The 15,957-nt window shown below is 39.7% G+C and carries 14 protein-coding genes; all 14 read left to right on the top strand.

The window, feature by feature from the left end; translation table 11 throughout:
- The first annotated feature begins 3 nt into the window (after positions 1–3).
- The 14 genes from CH367_RS07200 (at position 4) to CH367_RS07270 (ending at position 15,910) form a co-directional block, all read left to right on the top strand.
- Positions 4–1,152 (top strand): glycosyltransferase family 4 protein, encoded by a 1,149-nt coding sequence (locus CH367_RS07200; protein WP_100761797.1) that lies wholly within the window; start codon positions 4–6, stop codon positions 1,150–1,152.
- Positions 1,149–1,982 carry a 2OG-Fe(II) oxygenase gene (locus CH367_RS07205; RefSeq protein ID WP_100761798.1) on the top strand — a complete coding sequence of 278 codons (834 nt, stop codon included), beginning with the start codon at positions 1,149–1,151 and terminating at the stop codon, positions 1,980–1,982. The genes CH367_RS07200 and CH367_RS07205 overlap by 4 nt, the downstream gene beginning before the upstream one ends.
- Before the next feature lie 11 nt (positions 1,983–1,993).
- The gene (locus tag CH367_RS07210; protein WP_100761799.1) at positions 1,994–2,893 is read left to right on the top strand and encodes a dTDP-4-dehydrorhamnose reductase family protein; all 900 of its coding nucleotides are present in this window, start codon (positions 1,994–1,996) and stop codon (positions 2,891–2,893) included.
- Positions 2,883–3,893, top strand: coding sequence for a polysaccharide biosynthesis protein (locus tag CH367_RS07215; protein ID WP_100761800.1), 1,011 nt, complete (start codon positions 2,883–2,885; stop codon positions 3,891–3,893). The genes CH367_RS07210 and CH367_RS07215 overlap by 11 nt, the downstream gene beginning before the upstream one ends.
- Positions 3,886–5,013 (top strand): non-hydrolyzing UDP-N-acetylglucosamine 2-epimerase, encoded by a 1,128-nt coding sequence (gene wecB / locus CH367_RS07220; RefSeq protein WP_100761801.1) that lies wholly within the window; start codon positions 3,886–3,888, stop codon positions 5,011–5,013. The genes CH367_RS07215 and wecB overlap by 8 nt, the downstream gene beginning before the upstream one ends.
- Before the next feature lie 9 nt (positions 5,014–5,022).
- Entirely contained in the window at positions 5,023–6,210 is a 1,188-nt protein-coding gene (locus tag CH367_RS07225; RefSeq protein WP_100761802.1) for a glycosyltransferase family 4 protein, read from the top strand.
- A 45-nt stretch (positions 6,211–6,255) separates the two neighbouring features.
- Positions 6,256–7,533 (top strand): sugar transferase, encoded by a 1,278-nt coding sequence (locus CH367_RS07230; protein ID WP_100761803.1) that lies wholly within the window; start codon positions 6,256–6,258, stop codon positions 7,531–7,533.
- Between the two features lie 39 nt (positions 7,534–7,572).
- Positions 7,573–8,871 carry an O-antigen polymerase gene (locus CH367_RS07235; RefSeq protein ID WP_100761804.1) on the top strand — a complete coding sequence of 433 codons (1,299 nt, stop codon included), beginning with the start codon at positions 7,573–7,575 and terminating at the stop codon, positions 8,869–8,871.
- 40 nt (positions 8,872–8,911) lie between these two features.
- On the top strand, positions 8,912–10,243 hold the full coding sequence (locus CH367_RS07240; RefSeq protein WP_100761805.1) for a flippase: 1,332 nt from the start codon (positions 8,912–8,914) through the stop codon (positions 10,241–10,243).
- Between the two features lie 10 nt (positions 10,244–10,253).
- Positions 10,254–11,426, top strand: a complete 1,173-nt coding sequence (locus tag CH367_RS07245) for a glycosyltransferase family 4 protein (RefSeq protein ID WP_100761806.1) — start codon at positions 10,254–10,256, stop codon at positions 11,424–11,426.
- Positions 11,427–11,436: 10 nt separating this feature from the next.
- A complete protein-coding gene (locus tag CH367_RS07255; RefSeq protein ID WP_165783239.1) occupies positions 11,437–12,378 on the top strand; it encodes a glycosyl transferase in 942 nt (313 codons plus the stop codon).
- Positions 12,379–12,589: 211 nt separating this feature from the next.
- Complete coding sequence (locus CH367_RS07260) at positions 12,590–13,243, top strand: class I SAM-dependent methyltransferase (RefSeq protein ID WP_244284495.1); 654 nt, start codon at positions 12,590–12,592, stop codon at positions 13,241–13,243.
- 46 nt (positions 13,244–13,289) lie between these two features.
- Positions 13,290–14,222: a glycosyltransferase family 2 protein gene (locus CH367_RS07265; protein WP_100761810.1), complete on the top strand. Its 933-nt coding sequence runs from the start codon at positions 13,290–13,292 to the stop codon at positions 14,220–14,222.
- A gap of 44 nt (positions 14,223–14,266) precedes the next feature.
- Positions 14,267–15,910 carry a hypothetical protein gene (locus CH367_RS07270; protein WP_100761811.1) on the top strand — a complete coding sequence of 548 codons (1,644 nt, stop codon included), beginning with the start codon at positions 14,267–14,269 and terminating at the stop codon, positions 15,908–15,910.
- Positions 15,911–15,957: the final 47 nt, after the last annotated feature.

The raw sequence follows: 15,957 nt of genomic DNA on the forward strand, positions 1-15,957 counted from the left end.
AGAATGATTTTAGGAATAGACGCTTCTAATATTCGCGGCGGAGGCGGGGTTACACATCTCGTCGAACTTTTAAATGCCGCGAAACCGAATCGATATGGCTTCGAAAAAGTAATCGTTTGGGGCGGGACCGCAACCTTGGATAAAATCCGAGAACAGTCTTGGCTGATAAAAAAATACGAACCTTTATTGGATAAGTCCCTTCTTCATCGGATCTTTTGGAATCGATTCGTTTTAAACAGAAGATTGAAAGAAACGAAAGCGAATATTTTTTTCGCACCCGGAGGGACTTATTCGGGAAATTTTAGACCGTTCGTTACGATGAGTCAGAATTTACTGCCGTTTGAATGGGATGAAATCAAAAGATACGGTTTTTCGAAAAGATCCTTACGTTTGATCGCTTTGTTTTTCACTCAGTCGATTACATTCAAAAAAGCGAATGGAGTAATTTTTCTCACACGATTTGCCAGAGACGTGGTGATGAGAAAAATACGACTATCGATCGAACGAACCGCGGTCGTAAATCACGGCATCAACAAGAAATTCTTTCAAAAACCGAAAACACAACATGAGATTTCATCGTATTCGATTAAAAAACCGTTTCGAATTTTGTATGTTTCATTCATCGGTGAATACAAACACCAGTGGAATGTAGTGAAGGCAGTCGGTCTTTTAAAAAGAAAAAAATATCCCATCGTTTTGGATTTGATCGGAACACCTGACGAAGAAGGCCCGCTTTTACGTTTGAAACAAGCAATTGCGGAAGAAGATCCCGAAGGAAAATTCGTAAATTACTTTAGTTCGATTTCCTATTCCGAAATAGAAAGAAAATATATGGAAGCGGATCTTTTTACTTTCGCTTCGTCCTGCGAAACGTTCGGACAAATCGTTACCGAAGCGATGGCCGCCGGAATGCCGATCGTTTGTTCGAATCGTTCCGCAATGCCGGAAATATTAAAAGATGCGGGCGGATACTTTGATCCGTTAGACGTTAACTCAATTTCGAATGCTCTACAAGCAATGATAGATTCTAAAAAAGATAGAAGCAAAGTTTCTAAATTAGCATTCGAATCCGCAAAGAATTTTTCTTGGGATAAAGCCGCGGATGAAACATTCGCTTTTCTTAAAAACGTAGAAGGTAAATACCAAAGATGACCCTAACAACGCCGAGTAGAAAGGAATTATCCTCCTATATCCACTCAAAACTTAAATCGAATTTATCGGGTTTAAAAGCCAACTTTCAAAATTCGGTACACGAAGTGGGAGTTCGTTATTGTTACTTAGACGATTTACTTCCGAATGAAATCGCGAATATGATTTATTCCGTGTTTCCGAAAAAAGACGAAATGAGATTGATGGATAGTTTTCGGGAAAGAAAATACACATCGAAAGATTTCAATCGATTCAATCCGCTTTTGGAAGACATTACTTTTGCGATTCAGGATGATGCGGTAATTCGCGTAGTGGAGGAGATTACGGGAATTCAAAAACAAAAGCCTGATCCGTCTCTTTATGCGGGAGGTTTGAGTCTGATGAATCGCGGAAATTTTTTGAATCCGCATATCGATAATTCGCATGAGATGACTCGTACTTTTTATAGAACTTTAAATCTTCTTTATTACGTAAGTCCTCAGTGGTCGTTGGAAAACGGCGGAAATTTGGAGTTATGGGATCAAAAAGTTCGGAATCGAGTCACTATTGAAAGTAAATTCAATCGATTGGTCATCATGGAAACGAATCCTTGGTCTTGGCATTCCGTAAGTCCGATCGTAGCGGACGGAAATAGAAACTGCGTATCTAACTATTATTTTTCGGAAGAATCGCCGATAGGAAGGGATTACTTTAACGTGACAAGTTATAGTGCGAGACCTGAAGAACCGTTTAAAAGAATTGTTTCAAACGTCGATAACAAGCTGAGAAGTTTATTAAGATTTTTGAAACGAGACGGTTTCGGGAAAAAAGATTTTTATCAAAATAAGAAATGAAGTAAAAGTCAGTGAAACCATCTCATAAAGTTCTTATCCTTGGCGCATCCGGGATGCTCGGAAGCGCGTTATATAAAATATTCTCCGATAAATTCGATTTCGAAGTTTTCGGAACGATTCGTAGCCAGGAATACTTAAAGTTTTTCACAGAATCGGAAAGAAAGAATCTCTTCACGAATTTCGACGTAACGAATCAGGATGATTTAACTCGTGTCTTCAATGAATTAAAGCCCGATGTCGTAATCAATTGTGTCGGAATCATAAAACAACAAAAGGTCGCCGACGATCCTTTAACGATTTTACCGATCAATTCCTTATTACCTCATCGTTTGTCGAATTTGTGCAAATTGATAAACGCAAGGTTGATTCTGATCAGCACTGATTGTGTTTTTAACGGTAAAAAAGGAATGTATAAAGAATCCGATATTCCGAACGCGGAGGATCTTTACGGCAAGTCGAAAGAGATCGGGGAAGTGATCCATGAATCTCATGTGTTTACGATCAGGACCTCGATTATCGGACACGAGTTGAATTCCACATATTCTTTGGTGAATTGGTTTTTATCTCAGAAGGAAAAAGTAAAAGGTTTTAGAAAGGCGATCTTTTCCGGGTTTCCATCCTCGGAAATTGCGGAGATCATCGGAACGAAAATAATACCGAATCCCGCGTTAAGCGGACTTTATCACGTCTCGGCGGAACCGATTTCAAAATACGATTTGCTTTCTTTGGTTCGAAAAGTCTACGCTAAAGACATTCAAATTTTTGAAAGTGATGATGTAATCATAGATCGCTCTTTGGATTCGCAGAAATTTCGGCAGGAAGTCGATTTTCGACCAAAACAATGGGAATCCTTAATTCAAGAAATGAAAGATTATAACGAAAAATACCTGGATCCAAATCATGTTTCATAACAAAGTTTTAATGATTACCGGCGGTACCGGTTCCTTCGGGCATACGGTGCTTAAACGATTTCTCGATACAGACGTTCGGGAAATTAGGGTTTTTAGCCGAGATGAAAAAAAGCAAGAGGATATGCGGATCGCATTGTCCAATGATAAGGTTAAATTCTATATCGGCGACGTTCGGGATTACGATAGTATTTATCAAGCTACCATCGGGGTGGATTATATCTTTCATGCCGCGGCGCTAAAGCAGGTTCCGTCCTGCGAGTTTTATCCGATGGAAGCGATTAAGACGAACGTTCTCGGGACCGAAAACGTTATCAACGCTTCGATCGCACATAACGTTAAAAAATTGGTGGTGTTGAGCACCGATAAGGCCGTATATCCGATCAACGCGATGGGAATGTCTAAGGCGATGGCCGAGAAGTTGCTGGTTGCAAAGTCCAGGTTTTTATCAAATGAAAACACAATATTGTGCGCGACTCGTTACGGCAACGTAATGGCTTCTCGCGGATCGGTCATACCGCTTTTCGTGGAACAACTTAAATCCAACGAACAGATTACGATTACGGATCCGAGTATGACTCGCTTCCTGATGTCCTTGGAGGATTCCTTGGACTTAGTTTTGCACGCTTTCGAGAATGCACGTCAAGGTGATATATTCGTTCAGAAAGCCCCGGCGTCTACGATCCACGACTTGGCAAAGGCGCTCAAAGAATTGTTTAATAAAAACAATCCGATTAAAATTATCGGTACTCGGCACGGAGAAAAACTTTACGAATCTCTCGTATCCAGGGAAGAAATCGCCAAAGCGGAAGATATGGGAAGGTATTTTAGAATTCCCGCGGATAATCGGGATTTGAATTATAAAAAGTATTTCGTGGAAGGGGAAGTGAACGTTTCCGAATTTGGGGATTATACTTCGCATAATACCGATCGACTATCGGTGCCTCAAGTTAAGGAACTTCTTCTCAAACTCGATTACATTCGGGAGCAGTTGAATGCTTAAGGTGATGACCATCGTTGGCACGAGACCCGAGTTGATCAAGATGAGTCGGGTCATCGCCGAGTTGGATCGGAACTTCAAACATATACTCGTACATTCCGGACAGAATTACGATTACGAACTCAATCAAGTTTTTTTCGAGGACTTGGAAATTAGAAAGCCGGATCATTTCTTGAACGTTGCCGGAGAATCCGCGAGCGCGACGATCGCTCAGGTTCTTTTAAAGGCCGACGAGGTATTCGAAAAAGAAAAACCGGACGCGCTTCTTTTATACGGAGATACGAACACGTGTTTGGCGGTGATTTCCGCCAAACGAAGAAAAATTCCGATCTTTCATATGGAGGCCGGAAATCGATGTTTCGATCAACGTGTTCCCGAAGAATTGAATCGTAAAGTTGTGGATCATCTCAGCGATATAAACATGGTTTTAACGGAGCACGCGAGACGATATCTTTTGGACGAAGGGATTAAACCCGAAACCATCATCAAAACCGGTTCACACATGGACGAGGTCCTTGAATATTATAAGAATAAGATCGATCAATCCGATATTTTGAGTAAACTCAAACTGGAAAAGAATCGGTTCTTTATCGTAAGTTCGCATCGGGAAGAAAACGTGGACACCCGCGAGAATCTTCAAAATCTATTAGAATCTTTGAATGCGATTTGCGAGGAATATGGATTGCCGGTGATCGTATCCACGCACCCGAGAACCAGAAAACGACTCGAGGACTTTCATGAAATCGAAATGAATCCTCTGATTACGTTTTTGAAACCGTTTGGATTTTTGGATTACGTGAAATTACAAAAAGAGGCTCTCTGCATATTATCCGATAGCGGAACGATCACGGAAGAAGCTTCCTTGCTCGATCTTCCCGCGATCACGATTCGAAACGCGCACGAAAGACCGGAAGGGATGGATGTCGGTACGTTGATCATGAGCGGACTTTCGAAAGAACGCGTTCTTGATTCCGTAAAGATCATCGTAAAACAACGAGAAGCTGGAGTTTACAAGAATCGAGTTGTAGACGATTATTCAGTCGGGCAGGTTTCGAAGAAGATCGTCAACATCGTTCAGAGTTATACGGACTATATCAACCGGACCGTCTGGCATAAAAGTTAAAATTTTAAAATGAGAATTTGTATCGTCGTAGACGATTATATGCCGCACAGTACGAAAATTGCGGCGAAGATGATGCACGATCTTGCGAAGGGTTTTCTTACTCTGGGTCATAAAGTTGTCGTTGTCACACCCGGTCCGGAGCTGAACAAACCGTATGAGATCACGGATCTGGACGGGGTAAGAATTTACAGATTCCGTTCCGGACAAATCAAAAATGTTTCCAAGATAAAAAGAGCGATCAATGAAAGTCTTCTTTCTTGGAGAGCTTGGAGATCTCTTCGAAAGATATTCAACGAAGAATCGAATGAGTTGATCCTATATTATTCTCCGAGCATCTTTTGGGGGCCCTTGATAAGTAAACTCAAGAAATTGTGGAAGGCGCGAAGTTATCTCGTTCTCCGTGATTTTTTTCCTCAATGGGCGATCGACAACGGATTGCTTGGTAAGAATTCTATTATAACCAAATACTTTCGATTTTTTGAAAGTCTTAATTATCATTCTGCGGATCGAATCGGAATTCAATCACCCAAAAATTTAGAATGGTTTCAAACTCAATTTGCTCGAAAAAAAGGAACGGAAGTCCTTTACAATTGGGCGGAGAATTCTTCAAATAATTCGAAAACGAACTTTAAAACGTATCGATCGACACTCGGTCTTGATGGAAAGGTCGTTTTCTTTTACGGCGGAAACATCGGTCACGCTCAAGACATGAGCAATATTGTACGATTGGCCGAGAATCTAAAAGAATACCCGAAGGCTCACTTTTTACTGATCGGAAACGGAGACGAAGTGGAACTCGTTCGCGACGGAGTTCAACGAAAGTCGCTTAACAATCTTACCTTGTTGGACCCGGTATCTCAGGATGAATTCAAAAGAATATTAGCCGAATTTGATATAGGATTATTTTCTCTTCATAAAAATCATCAAACCCACAATTTTCCCGGTAAGGTCTTGGGTTATATGGTTGAAGGAATGCCGATTCTGGGATGTGTGAATCCAGGTAACGACTTGAAGGACGTTATAGAAAACGCGAAAGCGGGTTTTGTTTCTGTTTCGGGGGAAGACTCTTTGCTGAAAGAGAACGCAATCCGATTGATGGACGAGTCGTTACGGAATTCGATGGGTTTGAACGCGAAGAAACTTTTAAAAGATCGATTTTCGATCTCGTCCGCGATGTCGCAGATTCTCAGTGTTTAAGAATTGAATTTGAAGTCGTTTTAAATTATTTTCGAAATTATGAATATGCAGTACGAATCGCATTTCTCAAAGATCTATAAGAAGATTTTCTTAAGTCTATTCTTTCAGCTTTTGATCGGATGGCTTTTGGTGATCTCGTCCATCTTTGTGACCTTGGGTTTGGTCGTAGGATGGAATCTCGAAATTCTTCTTTATGAGAATAACTTCAATACGATTGTCGCAACGATTTTCTCCTTTACGTTTTCGGTCTTTTCTCTTCGGAAAATTTTTAAATTTCCGGTCGCTCAGTCCTCTGCGTATATCGTTCCGATCGTAACTTTATCGTTCGCAATCACGATTTCCTTTTTCTTTTTCAATAGAAAACCGTATAGCAGTCAGGTTTTAACCTCTGCCTATCTGACCACTTTGGTTTGGTGTTTTTCAGGTTATTTTATCGGTCATCGGTATAGAATATTAAAAATCGCTTATATTCCGCTTGGTTCAGCTAGAGAAATGGAGAATACCCACGGGGCTGAATTTTATCCTTTGTCTAAACCTTCGTTGGATGGAAATCAATACAACGCGGTTGTAGCCGACTTTACTTCGGAAGAATTGAGCGCGGACTATGAAAAATTCTTAGCAAAATGTACTCTGTCAGGAATTCCCGTGTATCACACGAAACAGATCAAGGAAGCCCTGACCGGTCGAGTAAAAGTGAATCACCTTTCCGAAAACGAATTCGGATCCTTGTTGCCTTCTCAATTTTACGGTTTTCTAAAGCGTTGTATCGATTTCGTGGCTTCTTTGATTCTAATTCCGTTTGTTTCTCCTTTGTTGATTCTTACAGCAGTGTTGATTCGATTGGAAAGTAAAGGTTCGGCGGTATTCTTTCAAAGAAGAATGGGGTATCGCGGTCAGACGTTTACGATGTATAAATTCAGAAGTATGTATACGGATCAAAGAGGGCAGGGATTTACCGAAGGGCCGAGCGATCCTCGTATCACTCGAATCGGAAAGATCATTCGTAAGTATAGGATCGACGAACTGCCTCAACTTTTTAACGTGCTTTTCGGCTCGATGAGTTTTATCGGTCCGAGACCCGAGTCATACGAACTTTCGCAATGGTATGAGAACGAAGTTCCGTTTTTCAGTTACAGACATATCGTTCGTCCGGGGATTACGGGCTGGGCTCAAGTGGAGCAGGGTTATGCGGCGGAAGTGGACGGAATGAACGTCAAGTTAGAATACGATTTTTATTATATTAAGAATTTTTCATTTTGGTTGGATATGCTGATCACATTTAAGACGATTAAGACCATCTTAACCGGTTTCGGTGCGCGTTGAAAGAGTGTTTGGATTAAAATTAGAATAAGGTATTCACTTATGTCGATTGTAATATTCGTTTTTGCAGTTTTGAATCTTCTATTTTCTTACTTATTTCTTAAGAAGACAAGCTGGGTTTTATTGCTGATCCAAGCGTATTGGTTTTTTTGGATGTTTCTTTCATCCTTTTCGTTGACCGGGTTGTTTATTCCGTCCGATTTTACGTATTATCTCTACATCGGTCTTTTGTCTTCGGTCACAATCGGCGCAGGACTTTATAGCCTTCTTACAATAAAAGATAAGAAGATTCGTTTGAGGCCTGATACTTTTTTTGAACTTTCAATCCAAGACAAAGAAAAATATTTCTTTTACGGCATCCTGATTTTTATCTTTCCGATCGTTTTATTTTTCCTTTCAAAATCGATTTATATGAATCTTCAACCCGACGCACCGTCTCCGGCGTATTTTAGAGCGGCCGCCTACGGGGTATATGGCGAGTCGATTTTATTCGGCAAAAACAAATACTTATACTACTATTCGTTGGCGGTCTTGCCGATGATTTTGTCGTCATTATTCTTGGGAGCCGCATTTTTTTTGAGGCTAAAGAGAATCCGCACGTTGATTTTAGGCTCAGCCTTGGTGGCAATGGACGCGGTTATGATGTTGGGGAGATTCGGATTTTATTATATTCTAATTATCATGATCCTAATTCTCTTGATTAAACTTTTTAGAAATTGGAGAGAATTGTTTCAATCGATCACCTTCGGTAAAATCGCGATCATAGTCGGAATTTTTGTTTTGATTACACTCGTCGGAATGATGAGAGATTCCTCTCGTAAATACAATCTTAAAGAAGCCGTCGATTCTTACGTGATCGATTATCATACGGAATCTTTTTCGATGTTCGATCATGAATTGAAAGATCAAAATTCGATGCTCCATGAAAGAACTTACGGGCGCGCTTCTCTAGGTGGTTTGGAGCGAGGTTTTTCCTTTATGCTTGGTTTGTTTCGACTTCCATTTCAAATTCAAGTGCAAAGCGATCTGATCGGCGGATATTTGCATAAGAATCGATTGTTGGGTTATACGGCGGACGGAAGGCCGAAAGAATACAACGCATTCGGTTCCGTTTTATTCAGTCTTTATAAAGACGGTGGAATCTTTTTCTCAGTTCTGATGGGAATCGTTTTCGGATTTTTTGTCGCTCTATCTTCAAAAGCCATCATCTCTTTGAATCCGTATCGACTCTCGATTCTTTCTTGTTTGCTATTTATCGGGATTTTCGGAATTTTTCAACCCGTGTTAGGGGGACCGATTCTCTTAACGACTCTCTTTACTAGTGCTTTTTGGCGTTTGTAATTTGTTGTTTTAACGGATCGTCTTCGAATCAACGAATCGAATGTTACAAAACCTTTATAAACGTTATCCGAACCTCGAGAAGATTCTTCACAACGGCGGTTGGCTTTTTTTCGATAAGATTTTTCGAATGGGCGCGGGGATGCTCCTGGGTGTTTGGATCGCTCGTTATCTTGGTCCGGATACCTATGGAAAGCTGAATTACGTAATCGCTTACATAGCGTTAGTCGGCAGTTTTACGAATTTAGGTTTAGACGGGATAGCCGTTCGTGAATTGATTAAGGAAAAGAATGTTCGGGATGAGGTCGTTTCCACTTCCTTCATTCTTCAATTTTTTGCAGGCCTTGTAGCCTATGTAATCAGTATCATTCTTATCTTCTATTTAAGACCAAATGAAGCCGATATCTTCTGGATGGTTTGTTTGGTCGGATTCACTTTGAGCTTTCGAGCGATCGGTGTTGTTAAGTATTGGTATGAGGCTCAGGTTCTATCGAAATATTTCGTTTGGTTGGAGAGCGTTTTATTCGTTATCTTCTCGGGAATCCGGGTTTTCCTGATCGTAAAAGGTTTCGACGTATTCGCGTTTGTTTGGGTAGGTTTGGTCGAGTCCATTCTCGTTTTAATCGGTTATTATTTTCTTTATAAATTCCACAACGGCACATTATCCATTCGTCATACAAATTGGAAACGTGCGGTCTCCCTTTTGCGCGATAGCTGGATGCTCTTGTTATCGGGGCTTGCTATTATCGTATATATGAGAATTGATCAAATTATGATCGGTCAAATGCTGGGAGACGAGGCGGTCGGAGTTTACACTGCGGCGGTAAAGATCAGCGAAGTTTGGTATTTTATACCGATGGCCATCGCTTCTTCCCTTTTTCCATCGATTCTCAAGGCGAAAGAATTCGATCAGAAATTATACTTAGAAAGATTGCGTCTTCTTCATTCATTTATGCTAATGATCGCGTTGCTGATCGCGATTCCGATGACGTTCCTCTCGGCTCCGATTATAAATATTCTTTTCGGAAATAAATTTTCCGAAGCAGGAATCGTTTTGGCGATTCACATTTGGGCCGGTGTGTTCGTATTCTTGGGTGTTGCGAGCAGTCGATACTATCTTACCGAAAATTTACAAAAGGTCGAACTTTATAAAAGTATCGTGGGCTGTATTACGAATATCGTATTGAATTATTTTTTCATTCCGATCTACGGAGTGAAAGGAGCCGCAATCGCTACCGTGATTTCTCAATTCTTTGCGAGTGTTTTGTTCAATCTGTTTCTAAAAAGAACTCGGGAAATATTTTTCATACAACTTCAATCCGTTCTGTTGTGGTCCATGTTTCGTCAGATGAATCGATTTCGAAAGTCGGTATAAATTTCTTTTCATGAAAATCCTTTACGATCATCAGATCTTTACCCTACAGAGATTCGGCGGGATTTCCCGCTACTTCTACGAGATTATGAGAGGACTGAAAAAGAATTTTGCAGTCGATGTGAAACATTCGGTTTTATATTCTTCGAACGAGTATCTTCAGGATCGAGATCTCTTTCCTTTGGAAAAAGAATATTCTTATCAGGATTGGTATCCATCGATTCGATTTCGAGGAATGTATCGTGTTTTTCGTTTGTTACAATGGTTCGGTTTAATTCCGTATCCGAAGAGAGAAATGGCTCGTTTGATTTCGAAGGAAATTGCGAACGAGGACTTCGATATTTTTCATCCCACGTATTATTCTCCGTATTTTTTGAAGGATTTATCGAACAGAAAAAAACCTTACGTATTGACCGTACACGATATGATCCATGAAAAATTCCCCGATTATTTTTCAGATGCTCGGGAAGTGATTGAAAACAAAAAGACCGCAATCGAAAACGCAGATTCAATCGTGGCAATTTCACTGAATACGAAGTCGGACTTATTAAAGTATTATAATATTCCTGAATCTAAGATTAAGGTTATTTACCATGGGACTTCTTTTGCAAGTGATTCATTGAGCGAAAAAACATCGGAATCAAATAAGAAAGATTATATTCTCTTTACGGGGAATCGTTCGTATTATAAGAATTTTTCTTTTTTCCTGAAAAGTGTACGGGCTATCTTTCAGGAATTTCCCCGACTTCAATTGTACTGTGTTGGTGGCGGGGCCTTCAATCGTGAAGAACTTCAATTGATCCAGGAGTTCGGTTTACTAAAGCGAGTCGAACAGTTTCGATTTGAGAACGACGAGGAGTTAGCCGCGTATTACAAAAACGCTTTGTTGTTTGTTTTTCCATCGAGATACGAAGGATTCGGAATTCCTCTTTTAGAGGCGTTTAGTTGTGGATGTCCCGTCGCTTGTAGCAACACATCGAGTTTTCCGGAGGTCGCGGGCGAAGCCGCCTTTTATTTCGATCCGGATCAGTCCGAATCGATTTATACAACTCTTAGAACCGCTCTTTTGGAACCGGAACAACGCAAAGAGAAGATTCAAAAAGGAAAAATTCAGCTTTCTAAGTTTTCTTGGGAAAAAACGACGAAAGAAACTTACGAACTGTATGAGAGTATTATAAAAAATTAAATTAAGATTCATGAAAGTTCCAGTATTAGTAATCGCCTTTAACCGTCCCGAGTTCACTTCCCTCGTTTTTGAAACCATTCGAAAGTATAAGCCTAAAAAACTGTATGTAGCCGCAAATGCGCCTCGAAAAGAACGCGATGGCGAAGCCTTGAAGTGTAAAGAGGTTCGCAACATAGTAAAAAGCGTAGATTGGGATTGTGAAGTCCATACACTTTTTCGTAAAGATCATTTGAGATTAAAGTTGTCCGTAAGCGGTGCCATAGATTGGTTTTTCAAAAACGAAGAAAAGGGAATTATTCTCGAAGATGATATCATCGCCGAACCGAGCTTTTTTACTTTTTGTGAAGAACTCTTAGAACGTTATAAAGATGATGAAAGAATCGGAATGATCAGCGGGGATAACTTCGGGTTCGGGCATAGAAGGGACGAGAGTAGTTATTATTTTTCACGTTATTCTCATATTTGGGGATGGGCTTCTTGGAGAAGGGCATGGAAGGGTTATGACGTTCACATGACGGACTATGCAGAATTCTTAAGGAGTGAATTTCTTTCGGATCTTTTTTCAGAAGCCGTTGAGTATAATTTTTGGAAATCGAATTTCGATATGGTCGCATTCGATGATTTTGAGACTTGGGATTTTCAATGGGTTTATCACAATTTTAAAAATGGAAGATTGAATATCATGCCTTCCGTGAACCTAATTCGAAATATAGGCTTCGGCGATTCCGCCGCTCATACTAAGGAAGCGAATCAATACTCGAATATGAAAACGGAACCGATGCACTTTCCGTTGGTTCATCCCAAATATCTAATTCGAGATTGTAAAAGCGATCTAATGTCTCAACGAACCTTTTTTCCTCCGAGTGATAAGAATATAATCCGTATTCTGCGTTTGTTCAATCCGATTCGGATTTTAAATAAGATCAGAGGTCACTTGCTTGGAGCTAAATAAAAATTTTATCGGATGTAGGCTTTGCGGTTCTACTGCAAAAGTAGAATTTCAAACTAAAATAATGAATCGTTATGACGTTTCCTACTTTAGATGTGAAAATTGTCAATTGATTCAATCGGAACAACCTTTTTGGTTACAAGAGGCTTATGAAAAGGCGATTTCGGTACTCGATACGGGAATCTTTCTTAGGAATAACGATAACGTTAAAAAATTGACCGTATTGTTAACCGAAATACAGAATCAAATTACAAAAACTGAAACTACTTCGTCCTTTTTCAATAAACTCTTTGTTAAAAATTTGCCGTTTCGCGGTAAGCTCTTGGATTTTGGCGGAGGTCACGGTATTCTTGTTCGGATGCTACGAGATATCGGCTTCGACTGCTACTGGTATGACAAATATGCTAAGAATGATTTCGCCACCGGGTTCGAAGCGGATACGAGCGATAAACATGACGTTGTCTTAGCATTTGAATTGTTTGAACATTTCGAAAATCCGAAAGAAAACATTGAAGAGATTTTAAAACTGAGCGAACCTAAAATACTCATATTTTCAACTTTGTTGTACGGTGACCGGACCCCGGCAAAGGATTGGTGGTATTATGCGTTCGAGGCAGGACAACACATTGCATTCTACAATTCAAATACGATTCAAAGTATGAAATTGCAAAACGGATATACCGCGTTTTCAGTTTTACAAGATTTACATTTGTTAGTGCGCAATGATGTGAATCTGGATCAAAGCAAATTGATTCGTTCTCTTCGAAACTTAGAAAGGAGTTTTTCCAAAGTTAAGAATTTGTACAATTCGAAAACTTTAGAAGATCATTCTTTTTTAAAAAATACGATTCCATCAACTTCCAAATAAAACGAAGTCTGATTTATAGATTATAAGTATTCATTCGGATTCTCCAATGGCAAAGAAAAAAAAGAAAATAGACATAGTCGTACCTTCTTTCAATGAAGCAGGGAACGTAGAAGTATTGTTCAACCGATTAAAAAACGTTATACCGAATGCTTACGAGTATCGAGTTATCTTTGTCGATGACGGTAGTGTCGATGGTACTCTTGAGGCCGTCGAATCATTAACGCACAAACATTCGCAGGTCAAATACATCTCGTTTTCCAAAAATTTCGGACATCAGATCGCTCTCAAAGCAGGCTTGGATCATTCCGACGCCGATTGTACGATTTCTTTAGACGCCGATCTTCAACATCCGCCTGAATTGATTCCCGCTTTGATCGAACGTTGGGAGGCGGGTGACAAGATCGTTTATACAAAAAGAATCGATAACGAAAACGTAGGATTTTTTAAAAAGACAACGGCGAAATTATTTTACAAACTTCTAAACGGTTTGTCCGGTTTGGATATAGATCAGGGCGCCGCTGATTTCAGATTGTTGGATCGAAAGGTCGTAGATGTTCTGAAAAATTTTCAAGAGAGAAACTTATTCATCCGTGGAATGGTAACAGGAATCGGTTTCAAAAAAAGTTATATAGAATACCAGCCCGATAAGAGACAGTGGGGCAAAAGCAAATACAATCTAAAAAGAATGTTCTTGTTTGCTTTGGACGGAATCACTTCCTTTAGCGTAAAACCTTTACATATCGCCACGATCGTAGGAATCATTTCTTCCTTGTTCTCAGGGCTTTACGCAATCTATGCGATTACCATGTTTTTTACTTCTGAAAAAACGGTTTCCGGTTGGACTTCCGTACTTGTGAGCGTGCTTTTTATGGGCGGCGTTCAGTTGATCGTGCTTGGTATTCTCGGTGAATATATCGGCAAGATGTTTCTGCAAACGAAAAGCAGGCCGAACTATATCGTAAAGGATTCTAATCTTTAAAACATTCTAAAATTCTTAAGCATTCATTAGGAATAATCTACACTATGATTCAATCTATTCAATCCTTCTCAGACCCGACTCAATTTCTTATTTTAAGCGTTTTTCTGATATTTTTGCTCGTTGAAAAAAAAATCACATGGAATCCAAAAGTTCAACTTGGAACAGCCTTGACCGTTTCTTTGATCGTTTCCGTTTATTGTTTCGGACCGAATTTAAAAGCTAAGTTTTGGTTGATCGACGATCACGAGGTTGTTTACTTTCTGAAATCCAAAACTCAGGGTTCTAACCTATTTGATTTTTTTAATATTCTTTTGACGCAGACCGAAGTAGGTAACTTCGGGGAAAGTCCAAGATACAGAATCTCATATTACTTTTTGAGAATTTTAGAATCGCTCGTATTTAAGGAAAATTCCTTTCTTTGGTATTTTACTTTATTTTGTATTTCGACTTTCTTCGTTTTTTCAATGCTTCATTTTCTTTTTAAACACTTCTCGGTTGCTGTATCGATTCTTTTTACGTTCTTCGTTTTTTCATTTCGCTATTGGTCCGATATATTTTCTCGCTTGGGCGCGGGAGAAACTTATGCCGTACTCGGAGTCGCTTTGATTCTACTGGGCCTTGCATATTACAGATACAAAGAGGAGAATGCCGATTGGATATTCGTAATCGTATCGTTCGGAGTTGCGATTTGTTGCGGATCCAAGGAGAACTTTCTTCCCTTATTTTTACTTCCTTTGTCTTTGTTGATCTTGGAATGGAAACGAAAAACGTTTTTTCGATCTATAGTTTTAATCTTGCCGATTCTTCTTTCGATCTTTACCGTTATTTCCCTTTATTTATTCTTTAAAAAGAACCAGGTCGATATATACGGAAACAGTACGCGAATTTCCGATCGAGTTTTGGCTTTGTTCGGGAAGCTGAACGGAGACTTTGTTATCGGCCTTTTGATACTTGCGGGGTTTGTTGCAGTTTTAAGTATATTAGAATCTTTTAAAACTAAGAAGTTTAAAATCACGAAGGCGATTTTGTTGCCGATCGTTTTGTTCGGAATTTTGCTTTTGAACATCGTTTTTTACAACGGAAACTGGCCTACGAATTCGCGTTACGATTTCCCCGGTATTATAACATACCAAGTAGGGCTTTTGGTTTTGATCGTTTTAGCTTTAGAAATACTGCTTCGATATTTTGAAATCGATTTAAAACATCGTGCGATCGTTACGAATATCGCATTGATTTTCTTTCTTTCTTCCTTGGTTTCAGCGAAAGGAATCACGGATCTTCAGCGTGATGCCCGTGCTAACATGAAACGAACGCAAGCGTTTTCATCCTTTCTTACGAATTTGATTTCCGATTCCACGGATAAAACGATTGTGTTATACGTGCATCAAGCCTTTGATTTTGAGCCGGCGGATTCTATGACTCGATATTTGAATTACTACGAAGATAAAAACGAGAGAATGATTTTAGTCTCGCCGGCAAAGGCGGAGTCGGATTTTAAAAACGGCTTATTGGATTATTTGAGAAAAATTTCGAAAGAAGGTTCCGAGGAACGAAAAATTCTTCCTTACAATCCCAAATCGTTGGCCGGTCGCTCTTGTTTGATTTTGTATTTTCCTCCCGCTTCCTTGGAAGATGTTCCGAATATTCCCGAATGTAAGGAATTGCGCAAAGAAACCGTTCCGTTCTAATCGCGCTTTTGATTCAATAAAACATCGTACCTTTGAACTTTAGTATA

Source organism: Leptospira barantonii (genome assembly GCF_002811925.1).
Taxonomy (GTDB): domain Bacteria; phylum Spirochaetota; class Leptospiria; order Leptospirales; family Leptospiraceae; genus Leptospira; species Leptospira barantonii.

Bases quoted from the DNA above. Each gene is read 5' to 3' on its own strand.
- CH367_RS07200 (WP_100761797.1), top strand. From the start codon at position 4: ATGATTTTAGGAATAGACGCTTCTAATATTCGCGGCGGAGGCGGGGTT.
- CH367_RS07205 (WP_100761798.1), top strand. From the start codon at position 1,149: ATGACCCTAACAACGCCGAGTAGAAAGGAATTATCCTCCTATATCCAC.
- CH367_RS07215 (WP_100761800.1), top strand. From the start codon at position 2,883: ATGTTTCATAACAAAGTTTTAATGATTACCGGCGGTACCGGTTCCTTC.
- wecB (WP_100761801.1), top strand. From the start codon at position 3,886: ATGCTTAAGGTGATGACCATCGTTGGCACGAGACCCGAGTTGATCAAG.
- CH367_RS07225 (WP_100761802.1), top strand. From the start codon at position 5,023: ATGAGAATTTGTATCGTCGTAGACGATTATATGCCGCACAGTACGAAA.
- CH367_RS07230 (WP_100761803.1), top strand. From the start codon at position 6,256: ATGCAGTACGAATCGCATTTCTCAAAGATCTATAAGAAGATTTTCTTA.
- CH367_RS07235 (WP_100761804.1), top strand. From the start codon at position 7,573: ATGTCGATTGTAATATTCGTTTTTGCAGTTTTGAATCTTCTATTTTCT.
- CH367_RS07240 (WP_100761805.1), top strand. From the start codon at position 8,912: ATGTTACAAAACCTTTATAAACGTTATCCGAACCTCGAGAAGATTCTT.
- CH367_RS07245 (WP_100761806.1), top strand. From the start codon at position 10,254: ATGAAAATCCTTTACGATCATCAGATCTTTACCCTACAGAGATTCGGC.
- CH367_RS07255 (WP_165783239.1), top strand. From the start codon at position 11,437: ATGAAAGTTCCAGTATTAGTAATCGCCTTTAACCGTCCCGAGTTCACT.
- CH367_RS07265 (WP_100761810.1), top strand. From the start codon at position 13,290: ATGGCAAAGAAAAAAAAGAAAATAGACATAGTCGTACCTTCTTTCAAT.
- CH367_RS07270 (WP_100761811.1), top strand. From the start codon at position 14,267: ATGATTCAATCTATTCAATCCTTCTCAGACCCGACTCAATTTCTTATT.